At 35.9% G+C, this 17,652-nt stretch carries 17 protein-coding genes; 12 read left to right on the top strand and 5 right to left on the bottom strand.

Annotated elements, in window-relative coordinates; all coding sequences use genetic code 11:
- The first annotated feature begins 7 nt into the window (after window positions 1-7).
- A complete protein-coding gene (locus AB3M96_RS10865) occupies window positions 8-226 on the top strand; it encodes a hypothetical protein (RefSeq protein ID WP_412967630.1) in 219 nt (72 codons plus the stop codon).
- A 76-nt stretch (window positions 227-302) separates the two neighbouring features.
- On the opposite strand, the gene pepF is transcribed toward AB3M96_RS10865, so the two are convergent.
- Window positions 303-2,117: an oligoendopeptidase F gene (pepF, locus tag AB3M96_RS10860; RefSeq protein WP_412967629.1), complete on the bottom strand. Its 1,815-nt coding sequence runs from the start codon at window positions 2,115-2,117 to the stop codon at window positions 303-305.
- A 230-nt stretch (window positions 2,118-2,347) separates the two neighbouring features.
- Between pepF and AB3M96_RS10855 the strand changes: the two genes are divergently transcribed.
- Window positions 2,348-3,649: a CocE/NonD family hydrolase gene (locus AB3M96_RS10855; RefSeq protein WP_412967628.1), complete on the top strand. Its 1,302-nt coding sequence runs from the start codon at window positions 2,348-2,350 to the stop codon at window positions 3,647-3,649.
- Window positions 3,646-4,140 (top strand): CocE/NonD family hydrolase C-terminal non-catalytic domain-containing protein, encoded by a 495-nt coding sequence (locus AB3M96_RS10850; protein WP_412967809.1) that lies wholly within the window; start codon window positions 3,646-3,648, stop codon window positions 4,138-4,140. The genes AB3M96_RS10855 and AB3M96_RS10850 overlap by 4 nt, the downstream gene beginning before the upstream one ends.
- 294 nt (window positions 4,141-4,434) lie before the next feature.
- Here the strand turns inward: AB3M96_RS10850 and corA are convergent, their stop codons facing one another.
- Window positions 4,435-5,385: a magnesium/cobalt transporter CorA gene (gene corA, locus AB3M96_RS10845; protein WP_412967627.1), complete on the bottom strand. Its 951-nt coding sequence runs from the start codon at window positions 5,383-5,385 to the stop codon at window positions 4,435-4,437.
- A gap of 145 nt (window positions 5,386-5,530) precedes the next feature.
- Between corA and AB3M96_RS10840 the strand changes: the two genes are divergently transcribed.
- The 5 genes from AB3M96_RS10840 to AB3M96_RS10820 all read left to right on the top strand — a co-directional run bounded on the left by AB3M96_RS10840 (window position 5,531) and on the right by AB3M96_RS10820 (window position 12,320).
- On the top strand, window positions 5,531-6,880 hold the full coding sequence (locus AB3M96_RS10840; RefSeq protein ID WP_412967626.1) for an MDR family MFS transporter: 1,350 nt from the start codon (window positions 5,531-5,533) through the stop codon (window positions 6,878-6,880).
- Window positions 6,881-6,998: 118 nt separating this feature from the next.
- Window positions 6,999-8,009: an NAD-dependent epimerase/dehydratase family protein gene (locus tag AB3M96_RS10835; RefSeq protein WP_412967625.1), complete on the top strand. Its 1,011-nt coding sequence runs from the start codon at window positions 6,999-7,001 to the stop codon at window positions 8,007-8,009.
- 215 nt (window positions 8,010-8,224) lie between these two features.
- Complete coding sequence (locus AB3M96_RS10830; RefSeq protein ID WP_412967624.1) at window positions 8,225-9,967, top strand: ABC transporter ATP-binding protein; 1,743 nt, start codon at window positions 8,225-8,227, stop codon at window positions 9,965-9,967.
- On the top strand, window positions 9,948-11,744 hold the full coding sequence (locus AB3M96_RS10825; RefSeq protein ID WP_412967623.1) for an ABC transporter ATP-binding protein: 1,797 nt from the start codon (window positions 9,948-9,950) through the stop codon (window positions 11,742-11,744). Before AB3M96_RS10830 ends, AB3M96_RS10825 begins: the two co-directional genes overlap by 20 nt.
- Before the next feature lie 129 nt (window positions 11,745-11,873).
- Window positions 11,874-12,320, top strand: a complete 447-nt coding sequence (locus AB3M96_RS10820) for a YndM family protein (RefSeq protein ID WP_412967622.1) — start codon at window positions 11,874-11,876, stop codon at window positions 12,318-12,320.
- A 53-nt stretch (window positions 12,321-12,373) separates the two neighbouring features.
- Here the strand turns inward: AB3M96_RS10820 and AB3M96_RS10815 are convergent, their stop codons facing one another.
- A complete protein-coding gene (locus tag AB3M96_RS10815; protein ID WP_412967621.1) occupies window positions 12,374-12,553 on the bottom strand; it encodes a hypothetical protein in 180 nt (59 codons plus the stop codon).
- Between the two features lie 198 nt (window positions 12,554-12,751).
- On the opposite strand from AB3M96_RS10815, the gene AB3M96_RS10810 reads away from it, so the two are divergent.
- The gene (locus AB3M96_RS10810; protein WP_412967620.1) at window positions 12,752-13,660 is read left to right on the top strand and encodes a serine hydrolase domain-containing protein; all 909 of its coding nucleotides are present in this window, start codon (window positions 12,752-12,754) and stop codon (window positions 13,658-13,660) included.
- 58 nt (window positions 13,661-13,718) lie between these two features.
- Here the strand turns inward: AB3M96_RS10810 and mntR are convergent, their stop codons facing one another.
- On the bottom strand, window positions 13,719-14,135 hold the full coding sequence (mntR, locus tag AB3M96_RS10805; RefSeq protein WP_412967808.1) for a transcriptional regulator MntR: 417 nt from the start codon (window positions 14,133-14,135) through the stop codon (window positions 13,719-13,721).
- A gap of 164 nt (window positions 14,136-14,299) precedes the next feature.
- On the opposite strand from mntR, the gene AB3M96_RS10800 reads away from it, so the two are divergent.
- Window positions 14,300-14,839 carry a DJ-1/PfpI family protein gene (locus AB3M96_RS10800; protein ID WP_412967807.1) on the top strand — a complete coding sequence of 180 codons (540 nt, stop codon included), beginning with the start codon at window positions 14,300-14,302 and terminating at the stop codon, window positions 14,837-14,839.
- 40 nt (window positions 14,840-14,879) lie between these two features.
- Here AB3M96_RS10800 and AB3M96_RS10795 read toward each other — a convergent pair whose 3' ends face one another.
- Window positions 14,880-15,920, bottom strand: a complete 1,041-nt coding sequence (locus tag AB3M96_RS10795) for a hypothetical protein (protein ID WP_412967619.1) — start codon at window positions 15,918-15,920, stop codon at window positions 14,880-14,882.
- A gap of 162 nt (window positions 15,921-16,082) precedes the next feature.
- On the opposite strand from AB3M96_RS10795, the gene AB3M96_RS10790 reads away from it, so the two are divergent.
- On the top strand, window positions 16,083-16,832 hold the full coding sequence (locus AB3M96_RS10790; protein WP_412967618.1) for a glucose 1-dehydrogenase: 750 nt from the start codon (window positions 16,083-16,085) through the stop codon (window positions 16,830-16,832).
- A 36-nt stretch (window positions 16,833-16,868) separates the two neighbouring features.
- Complete coding sequence (locus tag AB3M96_RS10785; protein ID WP_412967617.1) at window positions 16,869-17,621, top strand: exodeoxyribonuclease III; 753 nt, start codon at window positions 16,869-16,871, stop codon at window positions 17,619-17,621.
- The last annotated feature ends 31 nt before the right edge of the window (window positions 17,622-17,652 follow it).

The raw sequence follows: 17,652 nt of genomic DNA, 5'->3' as shown, positions 1-17,652 counted from the left end.
TGTAGACATGAGCATAAATAGTAATTTTATCGATGCTTTACGGTTATTTGATATGGCAAATAAGTTATTTGAACATCAAATTGCTCTAAATGACGGAGAAATGATTACGTTACGAAGTATTTACCAACAACTAAGTTCCTCCGAAAAGGATTTTGTCGCGAGTAAATATGGAGAGTCTCTGGATTTTCTAGAGAATTATGAAGGTGTTAGAAAAAGAAAAGGGTAGTTCTGACTTACAATAAAACCTTAGCCTAGTACGAAACTAAGCTAAGGTTTTTACTTTTGTCTAATAAATTTATTTCTTACTGATATAAAGCTTCTAATTCATCAACTAATCCGCCAACATATGCTACAGCAGTGCGAATTGCGTCTGGCTGAGACATATCAACACCAGCATATTTCATTAACTCAAGTGGTTTCATGGTTCCACCAGCTTTAAGTACGTCTAACCAACGGTCTACAACAGGTTGACCTTCTTCTTTTATTAACTTAGCAACAGCTGTTGATACTGTTAATCCAGCGGAATACGTATAAGGATATAAGCCCATATAGTAGTGAGGCTGGCGCATCCAGGTTAAGCTGGCAGCTTCATCAATTTCAACTGCATCTCCCCAGAACGAAGTTAATACTTCATGTTTAATTGAGCTTAATGCAGGAGCAGTGATTGGATTTCCTTGTTCTGCTAATGCGTATACTCTACGCTGATATTCACCTTCAAGTAAATGAGTTACAAAGTTATGATAATAGGTCCCTAATAGCTGAAGAATTACCCATCGTTTCATTCGCTTATCATCAGTTTTTGAGAGTAGATGCTCTGCTAATAATAGTTCATTTATAGTTGAAGGTGCTTCTATAAAGTAAGTAGAAGGGCGAGTATTACCAACTCGTTGATGACTATTTGCTAAATAGAAATGCCCAGCATGTCCAAGTTCATGAGCTAGTATAAATGCACCTCTCATTGTGTCAGTCCAAGTGATAAGGATGTACGGGTGAGAACCGTAAGGACTTGAGCAAAAAGCACCAGTAGACTTTCCTACGTTAGCTGGTAGGTCAACCCAACGTTCAGTTAATCCTTTTTCCATAATGGCACTATACTCTGGACCCATTACTTGTAATGCTTCAAGAATTGTTTTTGACGCTTCTTCATATGTTGTTTTAGGATTAAATTCTGGATCAAGAGGTGCTTTTAAATCACAAAAACGTAATGTATCTAATCCGAGAACTCTTTGTCTTAATTTAGCAAGCTTACGCATATGAGGAGCAAGCTCGTTTTGAATAATATCTAATTGATTATTATACATCTCTTTTGTCACTTGCTGTGGATGTAGAAGCATATCCGTAACAGATTCATAGTTACGAAGTTTTGATAGCGCAACTTGCTTTTTAACTTCTGTTCCATATGCTGCAGCAAACGTATTTTGGTATTGTTTCAATGATTCAGAGAAAGCTTCGTATGCATTACGGCGCACAGTTGTATTCTCTGAAAGCTCGTAGCGATCTTCAAATAAAGCAAATGACAATGGTAACTCATTACCTTCCTCATCCTTAAAAGATGAGAATTTCATATCTGAAGCCTTGCTTCGTTGGTAAATCATATATGGAGCATCATGAACTTCACCTAATGCAGCTAAAGCTTCCTCTGTTTCAGGTGAAAGCGTATGTGGTTTTTTCTCTAGTATAAGAGATAAATTATTCTGGAATACTTCTAAACCTTGCTCTTCTTTTATGTATTGTTCGATAGTACCCTCTGGTAGTGTAAGGATTTCAGACTCAATAAATGATAATGCAGCCCCAATTTCAGAAAGTGCAGACGAAACGCGAGCAGCATTTCCTTGATTGTCTGGATTAGTCGCATCCTCAGAAAAACGTAGACTTGCGTATGTAGCAACGAGTACGATTCGTTTTTGCAACTCTTCACGAGCTAGTAAGCAGTCTAATAGAGTTTCTGCTCCTTCTCCTAGTAAACCTTTATACTTTGTTACTGTGGAAACATCAGCTTGAATTCCAGCTAATTCTGCTTCCCAAGCTTCAACTGTTTGAAACAAATCATCAAGATTCCAGGTTTGTTCAACTGGAACTTCAGAACGAGTTAATAGTTTCTCTTTAACTGTAGTCATTTCAATTCTCCTCTCAAAATAGGTCCTTTTATTTCGTAACCCTAATATTTTGTATTATATACTAAAATAGTGAACTATTGATAGTATTTTCAGAAAGTTTTTTATTAATCATTGATTTTCTATAGTGAATTTTAGGTCTAATGCAGTAGCTAATTTACTACTACTAATCTATATTTTTTAAACAGAAAAATGGATACGCTTACATAAAAGGGGAATATTGGAGGTGTCAGATGAAAAAACAACTGATAGTAAGCCTTGTTTTTATTTTAGTAACAAGTATTTTTTATCCTGGTATGTCTAACTCGGTTTCTGCTGAAGTAGAAATGCAGAAAACTAGAAAACAGTGGGACGCGTATGACAGAGAAAAAAGCTATGATGTAGTTACAGAGCGGGATGTATTTATCGTTATGCGTGACGGTACGAAGCTTGTAGCTAATGTGCATCGTCCAAATGCGGATGGAAAGTTTCCTGTTATTTTAACCCAGACTCCTTATAATAAAAATGGTCCACTAGGGGAGCACAATCAATATTTAGTCGAACGAGGCTATGTACATGTAGTTGTTGATGTTCGAGGTACAGGTGGGTCTCAGGGAACTTGGGATTCATTTGGAGAGGCTGAGCAACGTGACGGCTACGAGCTTGTTGAGTGGAGTGCAAAGCAGCCGTGGAGTGATGGGAATGTAGGTTTATGGGGAGCCTCATATATGGCTATTAATCAGCTTTTTACTGCAGCCCAGCAGCCGCCAAGCCTAAAAGCGATCTTTCCGATTGTACCGATGGGTGATGTGTATCGTGATATCTTAATGTCCGGCGGTATGATGAACACCGGTTTTATCCCACTTTGGCTAGGTTTGGTTACAACAACAGGAATATTACCACCTACATATACTCTGAGCGAACCAATCACGGCAACAACTACTCTATTAGGCCATGTTGGCAGTACACTATCGTTCCCGTCTACAACATTAACTTCCCTGGTAACGGGCGGAGAATGGGCATATGATGGCCCAGCCGCACATTTACGATCACCAATCTATGTGACAGATAAAATTCAAGTTCCAACCTTTGTTACAGGAGGGTTGCATGACATTTTCCAACGTGGAGAGCCAATGATCTATGAAAAGCTAAAAGGTAGAGTACCGACAAAGCTATTAATGGGAAATTGGACACATGGAGACTTTGGTTCTGGATTACCGAAAGATGGAGTTCCGACTCTTGATCAAATTGCGTTACGCTGGTTTGATCATTATCTAAAGGGTATCAACACAAAAGTAAATAAGATTCCAGATGTAACGCAATTTTTGCTTGGAGCAAATCAATTTGTCGTTCAATCAGATTATCCAAATCCTAATACAAAAGCAAGCAAATGGTACTTGCATCAAAATGGAAAACTAAATCAGGAAGAGCCTGGTCTGTTTGAGAAAAAGGACTACATGCTACAACACCAAGTAAACGGAATCTGTTCTGGTAGTTCAAATCAATGGTTAGCAGGGGCACTAAGTTCAACGCCTTGTAGTAAGGATAATCGATAACAGAACTATCAGAGATAACCTTTACAACGGAAGCAATGGAAGAAGATTTTATTTTTAGTGGGCCACTTGCAGCAAAATTGTTTGTGTCTACAACCGTAAGAGAGGCTATAGTTTCAGTTAGAGTTACTGACGTAGCACCTGATGGAACATCCACAGAAATAACGGCTGGCTGGCTGGCTGCATCATTCCGTAAAACTGATTCTGAGAAGAGCCGCTATTTAGATGGTGAGCTGGTTCAACCATATCATCCGTTCACGAAAGAATCGGTCGAGAAAGTTATTCCAGGGGTACCAATGGAACTGAATGTTGAAATCTTCCCAACCAATGCTGTTATTAAAAAGGGACATAAACTTCGTGTAGCTGTTGGACCAAGTGATTTTCCACATTCCATGTCACCAATTCCACAACTACTTAACCAGTTGGGTGGAATCGTTACGATCTTACATGACCGAAAACATCCATCTTCCATTGTGTTACCAGAGGTTGAATAGGATTGGGAGGTGCCTCGAGTTGGTTGGGGCACCTTTTTATGGCAGATAGGAAAGTATAAAATTCTTTCCTATCTGCATAAGTGCAACTACGGCTCTGCTGTCGCCTAAAGGCTCGGCATTCGCCGAGTTTTCTAATGTGAAACAGTCTAACGACTATAGAATTGAATTATCGCTTATAGAATTGATTTATCGCTATAGAAAGAAAATAACGACGATAGAAACGAATTACTGCCATAAAATAAAAATAACGAATATAGGAGCACTATAGCCGACGGTTTTACTATCAAAACAAGCCTATTTAAACCAACCCTTCTGCTTAAACCACAAAAACATTCCGATTCCAATCACAAACATAATACCCTGTACCACAAAATATCCATATTTGTATGTAAGTTCAGGCATATGAGCGAAATTCATTCCATATATTCCAGCGATAAAGGTTAGTGGCATGAAAATAGTAGTGATTACGGTTAAAATTCGCATTACTTTGTTTGTTTGATGTGAGTTTAAAGATAAATAGCTATCACGAATATCTGCTGTTAACTCTCGATTTGCATCTAATTTTTCAGTGAGCCGCAACAGGTGGTCGTGTATGTCATAGAAATACTCAAGCCGATGCTTAATATTTTCAAGTCGATGTGAATTTATCATTCGATAAACTAAGTCACGCATGGGCATTACTGTATGTCGTAATGTAAGTAAATTATGGCGTGTATCAAATAATTCATCTAAAAGCTCCTCCATCGATTTATGGCTCGAATTGTCCTCTATCTCATTTAATTTATCTTCAAGTTGATAAATAATGGGGAAGTAATTATCTACTAGCTTATCAATAATGTAGTATAACACGAGCGAGGGTTCCCATATATCCGGTTCCTCTGTATCATGAAATTTTCCCCATACTTCATCTACCTCAATTGATTCTGCTAGATGAAAGGTAACAATATATTTTTCACTTAGAAACATATTAATTTCCTCTTTTTCCATTGTTTCTTGATGGAGACTATGTGTAACAAAAAATGTATTTGACTCATAAAAATCTAACTTAGGTCTTTGTAAGATATGAATGCAATCCTCTATTGCAAGAGGGTGAAATCGTAAGGTAGTTGTTAATTCTTCTAACTCACTTTCAGTAGGTTTATTAAAATCAATCCAGAACCATTTACATTTAAGTTCATTGATTCTTTTGATGGGAATGTCAGTTAGAATTTCATTTTCCATTGAGACCGCAGTAATACGAATCATATGAATACCTCATTTAGAATAGAATGTTACTTATTATAGGTGAAAAAAGACTGCGAATCAAAATCTTTCCAAGGAAAGTATAGCTATTCTTATCCATTTCCTATAGTATAATAGAATAATTCGAGACTCAAAGGGGAAGACATTTATGAAATCAAGATCATTTGTCTTAATAAGTATTGTCCTTGCAATGCTTATAAGTGCGATGGATACTACTATTCTTCAAACGACTGCACCGAATATTGCCAATACACTTGGCGGTTATGAGTATTACGGTTGGATGTTTTCTATCTATGTATTATTTTCTACTGTTTCTCTGCCTATATTCGGAAAGCTCGCAGATATTTATGGTAGAAAGAAGATATTTAGTATATCTATTATTCTATTCTCAATAGGTTCATTACTTTGTGGAATGGCTGATTCCATGATTGAGTTAATTATTTATCGTGCAATTCAAGGCTTAGGTGCAGGTGGTGTCGGCCCCCTTACCATGATCATTGCAGGTGACCTTTATTCCATTGAAAAGCGCGGAAAGATCCAAGGTTTCTTCTCGGCGATGTGGGGAATTGCTGCTGTTATTGCTCCGCTCATCGGAGGATTCTTCGTAGAAACGCTCTCGTGGAGATGGATTTTTTATATTAATATCCCAATAGGTGTAATTGTACTGTTATTACTTATTCCATATAAAGAAAGCATTACAAAAGCAAAGGATCCACTCAATTTTACAAGTGCCTTTCTGTTTACCGGGGGTATCTTAGCGTTCTTAATGAATACTGTTACTACTGAAAATCTAGTACTCTATAACACAATCGGTGTGTTATTTTTAGTGGCATTTTATTTGGCAGAGAAAAAGTCAACGAAACGGTTTATACCGATTGAAATACTTGAAAATAAAAGTTTAGTATGGTTGAACGTAAATGGTTTTCTTATTTTCGTTAGTATTTTTGCGTTTTCAAACTATGTACCTTTATTTATGCAGGAGGTACAGGGGGCATCGATCATTGTTAGTGGCTTGGTCTTATTTGGCATGAGTATGGGATGGCTATTTGCAAGTGTTCCGTCTGGCAACTTGGTTATCAAATATGGATATAAAAATACCATCTTCTTAGGGAATGGATTACTTATGGTTTCAGCAATCCTTTCGTTTTTTATAGGAAAAGATACGAGCTTCTGGTATATCTTCACACTTTTAACGATCCAAGGATTCGCATTTGGCTTAGTCGTGACAATTGGAACGATTGGTTCTCAAGAATTAGCAGAAATACATCAAAAAGGGTTATCTACTAGTCTGCATTTCTTCTCCCGAAATATTGGCACAACATTTGGTGCAAGTATTATGGGAATGCTGATTACTCGTCAAGAAAACGTTGAAGCGGGGATGCATGATTTGGTTTTATATATGTTAGTCGCTTTGACAATTGCCATCATAATTAGTTTCTTTGTAAGTCAGAAAATGTATATTCATCAACATAAACAACAAAACATCAAAAGCATGTAGCTTTTGGTGTTTTTTCTATAGGTATCTTTATTTGTCGAACATAAATAATGGAAAGTAGCGTACTATTATGGTTTACTTATGTTAAAACCGACTAGTCATTTTAGAAGGGGGTTATCAGATGAAAATATTAATACTTGGTGGGACTAAATTTTTAGGAAAACATATTGTAATTGAAGCTTTAAATCGGGGACATGAGGTTACATTGTTTAATCGTGGGAAAAACAATCCAGGGTTATTTCCAGAAGTGGAGACAATTATTGGGGATCGTGATGGAAATCTAGAGGGACTTAAGGGTAGAGAATGGGATGCCGTTATCGATACTTCAGGATACATACCAAGGCTTGTAAAGGATTCAGTCGAACTTTTAAAAAACCAGACTAAACAATACACTTTTATTTCTACAATCTCAGTATTCGAAGATTTTAGAAAGCCAGGGATTACAGAAACGGATTCAGTGGGTACACTAGCCGATGAGTCGATTGAAGAAGTCACAGGTGAAACCTATGGACCTCTGAAGGCACTTTGTGAAAAAGTTGTTTCGGATAGCCTACCTAAACAGCATTTGAATATTCGTCCAGGCTTAATCGTTGGTCCAGATGATCCAACCGATCGTTTCACATATTGGCCGATGCGCTTTTATGATGGTGGGGATATTGTAGTGCCTGATAGCTTTGACCAGCCAGTTCAATGGATTGATGTTCGTGATTTAGCGATATTTACACTACAATTGATCGAGCAAAACGCAACAGGCACATACAATGCTGTCGGTCCTAATGAGGAGATAAGCTTTGCTGACCTATTTGAAAGCTGTAAGGAGTTCGCTAAGAAGGATGTTACTATACATCCTATAAGTGAAGTATTTTTACTTGAAAATGGAGTAGGTCCTTGGGTGAATATGCCATTTTGGTTACCAACGGTCCCAGATCAACCTGATATGAGAGGCATGCTGAGGGTTGATAATTCCAAGGCAAATGGTCACGGATTAACATTTAGACCACTTAAGGATACAATAAAGGACACAATCGAGTGGAATCTAAAAGAAAAAAACGGTCAAGTAACGTTAGCTGGAATTACCAGGGAGAAAGAGCAGGAACTATTAGCTAAGTGGCAGGAACTTTCGGTAAAATAGAGTATATTAAAACCATTTTCTATCTTAAGGAGATGGTTTTTTCTATTTTAACTACAATTTAGGGAAAAATAACAATTATTCAGTAAAAGATAATATAAAAGTTTCATAATTTAAGTGAATTTAAAGAATAGTTGTTGTATTATAGTCATTATAATAATAATTCGGAAAGCGAAGGAATTTAGTAAAATTGTTTTTAGATACTTTGGGGGCTTCTTATGTTACGAATGATGACGTTTTTAAAACCGTATCGACTACCGATCGGAGTCGCACTATTTTTAACGCTTGTTGAACTTGCAGTTGAACTTTGGCAACCGTTACTAATGGCTAAAATTATTGATGATGGCATATTAAAAAATGATTTATCTGTTGTTATTAAATGGGGAAGTTTTATGGTAGGGATCTCCTTGATAGCCTTTTTATCAGGGATCACCAATTCATTTTTTGCATCTCATACCAGTCAAAGCTTTGCGTTTGATGTGAGAAAGGCATTGTTTGGGAAAATCCAAGCGTTTTCCTTCGCAAATCTGCAGAAATTTGAAACCGCATCTTTAATCACAAGGATGACAAATGATGTAACTCAGCTTCAGAATACAGTATTTATGAGTTTACGCATCATGTTGCGTGCTCCTTTACTAATTGTCTTTGGAATGATAATGGCACTATTAGTAAATGTAAAGTTAGCGCTAATGTTAATTGTAACGATACCACTTTTAGTTGGTTTCCTTATTTTTGTAATGACAAGAGCAAGAAAGTTATTTCAAACAGTTCAAGAAAAGCTAGATTCTGTGAATGGGGTAATGCGTGAAAATTTATCCGGTATGAGACTTATTAAGGCATTTGTCAGATGGAAGCATGAAACTAGTCGCTTCTTTCATGCAAATGAAAAACTGAAGGAGAAAACAGTCACTTCATTACGCCTAATAGAACTAACTATGCCCGTGTTGTTATTACTCATGAATGGTAGCATTCTTGCAATATTGTGGTTTGGAAGTATTGATGTTAATACAGGTGATGCGCAGGTTGGTGAAGTAGTTGCGGTAATAAATTACGCAACAAGGATTACGGGTGCCCTTTCTGTTTTCTCATGGATTATTATGCACTTTTCTCGAGCAAGGGCGTCTTCTCAGCGTCTTGTTGAAGTATTAGATACAGATATTGATTTAGTTGAATCAATCGATAACGTTAACGTTATCCAAAGAGCGAAAGGTACTGTTGAGTTTCGAGATGTCGACTTTCAATATCCAGGAACAGCTATAAAAGTATTACAGGATATTAACTTTACAGTTGAGGCAGGTAAAACAGTGGCGATACTTGGTGCTACTGGATCAGGTAAATCGTCATTATTCCAACTAATTCCAAGATTATATGACGTGTCAAGCGGAAACGTCCTTATCGATGATATTGATGTGAGAACCCTAAAAATTGATGAACTACGTAAACAAATTGGGTTTGTTCCACAGGAAGCGTTGTTGTTTACGGGTACAATTAAGGAAAATATCCATTGGGGAAATGAACAAGCTTCTATGGAAGAAATTATTGTTGCTGCAAAGCGAGCACAAATACATGACACGATAGCAAAGCTGCCATTACAATATGACACCGTTATCGGACAAAAGGGTGTCAATCTTTCAGGAGGACAAAAGCAAAGGATTTCAATTGCAAGGGCTCTTGTTCGAAATCCACGGATTCTTTTGCTTGATGATAGTACCAGTGCATTAGATTTATCAACTGAAGCAAAACTATTAGCTGAGTTGAAAAAGTATACATGTACAACATTTATAATCACAGCCAAAATCTATACTGCCATGGCTGCAGATACGATTTTACTTTTAGAAGATGGAAAAGTATTAGGTATGGGGAGTCATGAAGAACTGTTAGAGTCTTCAGAGTTTTACCAAAAGGTATTTGAAACTCAATTCGGGGAGGAGGCTCATAAACATGTCCATGCGAATTCGTAATCCTTTCCGTAAGAACCGAGAACAAAAGTCGCAAGCCAAAAATCGCGTTGGAACAATTAAAAGAATTTGGTCCTACCTAGCCGTAAATAGCAAGCTATTATATGCTGTACTAGCAATGGTTGTCATTAGCTCGGGATTAGGACTTCTTGGGCCGTATCTACTTGGGATAGGAATTGACCAATACATCGTAACGAAGGATCATCAGGGGATATTGCTTTTATTGATGGCTTTACTCGTTATTTACATTCTCCATTCAGTATCACTATGGTATCAAAACTACTGGATGGTAGGAATTGCTCAAAATACTGTATTCTCAATGAGAACAGAGCTCTTTAATCAGCTTCATCGGCTACCAATTCATTTCTTCGATAAGCGTCAACATGGAGAATTAATGAGTCGTGTCACAAATGATATTGAAAATGTAAGTTCAACACTAAATAGTTCTGTCATTCAAATTTTTTCAAGCTTACTAACACTAATTGGTACAGTTACAATTATGCTTTGGTTAAGTCCATTGCTAACGCTGATTACATTGATTATTATTCCATTAATGTTTTTAGGTTTAAAATGGATTACCAATCGAACTGGAAAGTTATTTAAAGAACAACAGCGGTATTTAGGAGACCTTAATGGCTACATTGAAGAAATTATCTCAGGGCAACGAATCGTTAAAACTTTTTCACAAGAGGAAAAAGTAATAAACGAATTCCTCGATAAGAGTGCAAGATTAAGGGGAGCCGGATATTTAGCTCAAGCATACTCTGGATTCATTCCTAAATTAATGAACGTACTTAATAACGTAAGTTTCGCAATTATTGCGGGAGTTGGGGGGATACTCGCTCTTAATGGACATATTACAATAGGTGTAATAGTAATCTTTGCTGAGTATTCCAGACAGTTTACAAGGCCACTTAATGACCTTGCTAATCAATTTAATACGTTACTTTCTGCAATTGCCGGTGCAGAGCGTGTCTTTGATATCCTGGACGAAGAAGTTGAAGCAAAGGATGAAAAGCTTTCATCCGACATAAGGGATTTTAATGGTGATGTAGAATACCGGAATGTTTCATTCTCATATGAAAAAGGCGGTAATACCATTAATGATGTAAGTTTCATTGTAGAAGCAGGTCAATCTGTAGCTTTTGTCGGTTCCACCGGGGCTGGTAAAACAACAATAATCAATTTATTATCAAGGTTTTATGACCCTGATGGTGGTACAATTTTTATTGATGGAATTGATAGTTCAACTATTAGGAGAGAAAGCCTTCGGAAAAATATGGGTTTTGTGTTACAGGATTCGTATTTATTTCAGGCATCAATTCTTGAGAACATTCGATATGGGAGGCTAGACGCTACAGATGAGGAAGTCATTGAAGCTGCCAAGCTTGCAAATGCACATTCCTTCATTATGAAAATGCCTAATCAATATAATTCAATCCTTAAGCAAGATGGAAGTGGTATAAGCCAAGGTCAAAAACAGCTTCTTTCCATTGCAAGGGCCATACTAGCTAATCCGTCTATCTTAATTTTGGATGAAGCGACAAGTAGTATTGATACGGTTACGGAAATGAGGATTCAAGAGGCTTTGCAACGGTTGATGAAAGGTAGAACAAGCTTCATAATCGCTCACAGATTAAATACAATTGAAAAGGCCGATCAAATTATTGTTCTTAATGACGGTGAAGTTATGGAAAAAGGCACACACAATGAACTCTTACAACAGAAGGGCTATTATCATAATTTATTTACAAGTCAATTAAAACAACAAGTAATGTAGGGCCTCCTGAGTGGGGGGCTTTTTTACGTTTTCCTATGAATAAAAGGCACTTTACCGTATATTACCGTTTATATTCCTTACTCTTTCATCAAAACCTAATGTAAATAGAAAAAGAAGGAGATTATGGGAATGAATCATTTAAAGGCAATTGGAATAAAGTTTATCATCACTTCAATTGTAGTATTATCAATATTAAGTATTTTTGGAGATGCTACAATCGGGGAGCTTTTATTTATTAGCTTACTTTTAACAGGCCTAGCATATGTAATCGGCGACTTATTTATTTTACCGAGAATGGGGAATTTAGTTGCCACTATTGCTGATTTTGGACTTGCCTTCTTTTCTCTTTGGGCACTAGGTTATCTGTTTCTTGAGAGAACATCAGCATTAATTACTGCATCCCTCTTTGCATCCGTATTTATTGCTTTAAGTGAAGCATTGTTTCATGCATATATGGAAAATAAGGTATTCCGAAAAAATGACGAAAAACAATCCAGTCAGCATCTGCGACCAAGTTATCAAACAGAATTTGCCGAAGAGAATGAAGTCCCATCAAGAACACAAAAGAAAAAATAAACACCAGGGCCAAATCAGTTGATGATTTGGCCGAATTTTTTTCGGGTTTTATATTATTTGAATTTACTTGGATTTTCAATTCTGATTGAAACAACTTCACCACAATTCAAGCAAAAAGTATAAATCTTATTAGAACCAGTTGAGAATTTCTTATCCAATGGCTTTATCGCCATAAAATCAGTTCCTTCTCTAAATTCCACACCATTACAACGCTGACACTTTATATCTTTCAACCGAACCAACTCCTTACATTAATAATAAAATATACGTATATCTAAATTAGAAGGTTTCGATTTATGCGAAACTTTCAACTTTCTGTTTATATAAAAAAGTATAAACAGAAGGTTGAAAGTATGGTAAAATGAATTACTATTTTTGGATATACATGAAATTTATTGAAATAGATTGATATTGTAAGGGGACAGAGCTTTATGGAAAAGCAACTATTACTTACTTTAGAAAAAAAAGTAAAAAAAATTAAAGTAGAGGGGTTTTTAATATCTAAGGAGCATCAGAAAGTTTTCGAATACCTTAAAAACAACAAAATTTATAATAAAACATCAAAAGTATATTCTATTACCAAGACAATTGTTTCATTGTTAATCGGAATTGCTATCGATAGAAAATACATAGAAAGCATTCATACACCAATTTATACTTTTTTCCCGGATCTCAAAGATAAGAAAAGAGATATTAGTCTATTCCATTTGTTAACCATGACCTCAGGTCTTAAGGTTACAAACTTTCAAGGGTCAAACAATTGGGTGTCAACTATACTTGCTCAACCGCTTGTTTTTGAACCAGGAACCACATTTCAATATAATTCAGGAGATTCCCATGTATTGAGTGCAATTCTTTCAAAAATAACGGGAAAATCTACTGAAGCATTTGCTGACGAATATTTATTTGGGCCATTAAAGATTCAAAAATACTTATGGGTTAAAGATCCACAAGGAATAAATGGGGGAGGATTCAGTGTTTCGCTTAATATGGATGATATGTTAAAAGTCGGGACATTACTTCTTGACAATGGACGGTACGGTAAAAATCAGATTGTTTCTACTAAGTGGGTTAACCAAATGCAGTCAACATATAAGGAGCTTGAGACAACCGAAAAAGGCACATATGGATATGGTTATCAAGTTTGGACTTTCAAAAGTAATCATGATCACAATCCTATTCATTTTTACTATGCGAATGGAATATACGGTCAATATATTGTCGTACTGCCTCAGTTGAAGGTTGTGGCTGTTATAAAGAGTCAATTGCACAGTGATACACAAGCCTTACCTATGGAGTATTTTCAAGAACTAATTACTTATATGGAAAATGATATCTAACTTTTACTTCCTAGAAAAAAAGAGCTTGGATTCAAGCTCTTTTCATAAACCTTTTTAGTTATAACTTTGTCTTTCGGTAGTTAATATAATCTTCCTTAACAGAAGGATTGTCTTCAAAAAAGTCCAACAAAGTTGATAAACAAAGTGAAGTTTCCTTGCTTATATAGTGTTCAAGCTTCTCCACTTCTTCGTAGATGTTTTTGTTATGTACGCCAATCATTTTTAGGAAATCTTCAAGCATTTCATGCTTTTCAACAAGTTTTTTAGCTACGTTAGTTCCTCTATCAGTAAGGACGAAACCTCTATATTTCTCATATATACCATAGCCTTCTTCATCGAGTTTTTGCATCATTTTTGTCACTGATGAAGGTAAGACATTTAATGAAGAAGCGATATCAACGCTTCGAGCATAGCCTTTTTGTTGAATTGACAAATATATTTTTTCTAAATAATCTTCCATACTAGGTGTTGGGATGGTCATTACCGCCTTTCATAAAGCCTCTAACGATATTATATAATGAAATGTATATGTTTTCTATTCAAAGATAGAAGAAGTCACAATTTCATGATAGGATCATAATTGGAACGTTTTGTAAAATTATCAAAATATTTAGCAAAGGGGATTATTTGTTGAGTAAAGTGGGATTTATCGTATATGATGATTTTGCGATGTGGCAGGTAGCACTATTACATAAATTTTTAAAAAATGCAGGCTACGAAATTGAAACTCTATCAATCGAAGGAGGGGAGATTTCTACAGATGGTGGGGTCGGAATCTATTCTAAATCGCTAATTGGCTCTAAACCGAATGAGTATGATCTATTGCTTTTTCCTGGTGGGAATGTGACCGAAGACTTAATTGATAATAAACCTCTTATGAATTTTTTACAAACTTATAAAGGTGTAGTAGCAGCTAGTTGTGCTTCTTCTGCAATTGTAGCTGGAGCTGGATTAATTAAAGGGAAATTTACATGTGTAGAAGTTGCAAAAGAAAGGTTTTCAAAGTACTTTTCTTCTGGTACTTATATAGATGCTGATGTTTGTGTAGATCATAATATTATCACTAGTAAGGGACATGCTCATTTTGAGTTCATGATGACAGTTCTTAGGGAAGTAGGAGTCTTACGTAAAGATCCTAGAGTTGAACGTGTTGCATTAAAGCTGGGTAAAAATGAATAGTAGTAAAAGATGAAGGGTCACAAATCTTAATTGTGGCCCTTTAGTTAATAGACTGCAGTACGTTATTTTGTATATTAATTGTAACTTCATTAGATGAAAAACCGAAAGCTGTATTCAAGTCAATGACATCAATGCTAGCACTAACTGAATTCGTGTTAATCGGGGTAGATGTAAGTATTTCATCTAAGTTGAAGGAGATTGTATTCCCCGTATAATCAGATGTAACCGTTTTGAGTTCGTTATAATCTATTTCCTCATCATTATAATAGAATGTTAGATTCAAGCGATAGGCAACATTAGTTTTCTCAGAAATAGAATAAACTAAGTCGGTATTTGTAACGTCCTTAATACTAGGTGTTTTTAACTTCCGGGATTCATCAATCTTTACTCCAGTCTCATTTTCTAGGTATTGATGTAGTGCATCGTTATCAAGCACATTTGGGATATTTTGATTCTCATGTTGTGTACTCAAATAAAATGCTTCATTGCTATTATAAATATCCCTTACATTCAGATCTTCATTAACTGCACCATAGAGTAATACATAATCTTCAGCAAAAATCTCCTGCGAGTGCCACTGGTGAGCAGTAAGTGAATAATTCCAAAACGAATCCCAACGAACCGGGGATTCTTTTAAACCTCTCAACTCGGCCCATTTTGAAAATGAAAAATGATGAGATGGAAAATAGTAATATGCAAAATGGTGTCCATATTCATGTGCAAGTGTATCCGAATAAGAAGATACATCGGTGTTTGAATTTCCGTTATAGAGTGTAATGCTATTTAAAAGTGGATGATAGTTTCCTGTTATTCTAGAATCAGTTGGAGACGGGCCACCTATTATCCGAACTTCTTGTAAAAGTTGGATTTCTTCTCCATGTTTATTTTTTATCAATTCTTTATATAATCCCTCTAGTTTGAATTCATCCCAATTCTCAGTATAACTTAAAAACTGAATTCCTTCAGGAGATTCATATTTAGCGTTATAGGAAGAATTAAGTGTAATAGGATCTAAGCTTACAAGAATAGGTAGAGTAAAGAAACAACAGATTAATAGTAAAAGTTTATAATTAGTAGTCATACTCCACACTCCTCTACGACATTGTAACATGGCCATCCTTCCATATTCGTTGTTTTATTTTCCCATTCATGTTTTGCAAGATTTTTGATGTAGATTATAATGAGAAATGGACTAATTAAGATAATGTTGATTTACATAAATATGATTAGGTTGGTGGTAGTAATGAGTTTTCAATCACAAGTAGTTATAGTAACGGGAGCTGCAAATGGAATAGGCAAAGGAATTGCAACAGCATTTGCACAAGAAGGTGCTAAGGTGGTTGTAGCGGATATCGATGCAGTTACTGGTAATGAAGTAGTTCAGCATATTCAAAACCTACAAGGGGATGCATTATTCATAGAAACAGATGTACGTATTGAACATGATATTATTCAATTAATGGACAAAACATTTCAAACCTATGGTAAAATTGATATTTTAATAAACAATGCAGGAAAAGGCTTATTTAAGTCTCCATTTGATGTAAAAGTGGAAGAATGGGATGACATTATCAATACCAATTTACGAAGTGTCTTTTTGTGTTCAAGAGAAGTAGCTAAATATATGAGTGACAGTAAGAATGGTGGGTCTATTGTAAATATTGCTTCAACAAGGGCAATCATGTCAGAACCATATTCAGAAGGGTATGCTGCTACAAAGGGTGGAATTGTTGCAATTACCCATGCACTAGCTGCTTCATTTGCAGAGCATCATATTACGGTTAATGCCATCTCTCCTGGTTGGATTGAAACTGGAGATTACGAGGATTTACGAGAGATAGATCATCATCAACATTTTTCGAAGCGAGTAGGAAAGCCGAGCGATATTGCAAATGCGTGCTTGTACTTAACAGATAGAAAAAATAATTTCGTTACAGGTATAAACATGGTAGTAGATGGTGGAATGACAAAGAAAATGATGTATGAGGAGTAACAAATAGAAATAGAAAAAAGGGGAAGCTTGAACGTTATGAAACTTGTTTCATGGAATGTAAATGGTTTAAGAGCCTGTGTTACTAAAGGCTATTTAGAATATTTTAAGGAAATCGATGCAGATATTTTCTGTGTGCAAGAAACGAAATTACAAGAGGGACAGATTTCACTGGACCTAGTTGGTTATCATCAGTATTGGAACTACGCTGTTAAGAAAGGGTATTCCGGGACTGCAGTTTTCACAAAGGTTAAGCCACTTTCTGTTTCATACGGAGTTGGAGAAAGTGATGAAGAGGCAGAAGGACGAATTATTACATTAGAATATGAAGATTTTTACTTAGTGAATGTGTATACTCCAAACTCTCAAAGAGATTTAGCAAGACTTCCATTTCGCTTGCAGTGGGAAGAGGAGATTCGTGAATATCTCATTCAATTAGATTCAAAGAAACCTGTCATTCTTTGTGGTGATTTAAATGTAGCTCACTCTGAAATTGATTTAAAAAATGCAAAGTCAAACAAAGGGAATTCAGGTTTTACAGACGAAGAACGAAGTAAAATGACTGAACTGTTGAACTCCGGGTTTATTGATTCATTTAGATATCTATACCCTGAAGAAATAGATAAATATACATGGTGGAGTTATATGAGAAATGTCCGTGCAAAGAATATCGGATGGCGTATTGATTACTTTATCATATCTGAGAAAATAAAGGACCGTGTCAAAGATTCACAGATTCATTCTCATGTAATGGGCAGTGACCATTGCCCGGTTATACTTGAACTCCATTAATTTAAATTTGAAATAAATAAAAGGTATACTT

It is taken from the genome of Ferdinandcohnia jepli, from assembly GCF_047246645.1.
In the GTDB taxonomy this organism is placed as follows: domain Bacteria; phylum Bacillota; class Bacilli; order Bacillales; family Bacillaceae_L; genus Ferdinandcohnia.
This window is presented reverse-complemented; position numbering and strand designations above follow the sequence as displayed.

Excerpts from the sequence above, each read along its gene's own strand:
- AB3M96_RS10865 (WP_412967630.1), top strand. The coding sequence starts at position 8 with ATGAGCATAAATAGTAATTTTATCGATGCTTTACGGTTATTTGATATG.
- pepF (WP_412967629.1), bottom strand. The coding sequence starts at position 2,117 with ATGACTACAGTTAAAGAGAAACTATTAACTCGTTCTGAAGTTCCAGTT.
- AB3M96_RS10855 (WP_412967628.1), top strand. The coding sequence starts at position 2,348 with ATGAAAAAACAACTGATAGTAAGCCTTGTTTTTATTTTAGTAACAAGT.
- corA (WP_412967627.1), bottom strand. The coding sequence starts at position 5,385 with ATGATTCGTATTACTGCGGTCTCAATGGAAAATGAAATTCTAACTGAC.
- AB3M96_RS10840 (WP_412967626.1), top strand. The coding sequence starts at position 5,531 with ATGAAATCAAGATCATTTGTCTTAATAAGTATTGTCCTTGCAATGCTT.
- AB3M96_RS10835 (WP_412967625.1), top strand. The coding sequence starts at position 6,999 with ATGAAAATATTAATACTTGGTGGGACTAAATTTTTAGGAAAACATATT.
- AB3M96_RS10830 (WP_412967624.1), top strand. The coding sequence starts at position 8,225 with ATGTTACGAATGATGACGTTTTTAAAACCGTATCGACTACCGATCGGA.
- AB3M96_RS10825 (WP_412967623.1), top strand. The coding sequence starts at position 9,948 with ATGTCCATGCGAATTCGTAATCCTTTCCGTAAGAACCGAGAACAAAAG.
- AB3M96_RS10820 (WP_412967622.1), top strand. The coding sequence starts at position 11,874 with ATGAATCATTTAAAGGCAATTGGAATAAAGTTTATCATCACTTCAATT.
- AB3M96_RS10810 (WP_412967620.1), top strand. The coding sequence starts at position 12,752 with ATGGAAAAGCAACTATTACTTACTTTAGAAAAAAAAGTAAAAAAAATT.
- AB3M96_RS10795 (WP_412967619.1), bottom strand. The coding sequence starts at position 15,920 with ATGACTACTAATTATAAACTTTTACTATTAATCTGTTGTTTCTTTACT.
- AB3M96_RS10790 (WP_412967618.1), top strand. The coding sequence starts at position 16,083 with ATGAGTTTTCAATCACAAGTAGTTATAGTAACGGGAGCTGCAAATGGA.
- AB3M96_RS10785 (WP_412967617.1), top strand. The coding sequence starts at position 16,869 with ATGAAACTTGTTTCATGGAATGTAAATGGTTTAAGAGCCTGTGTTACT.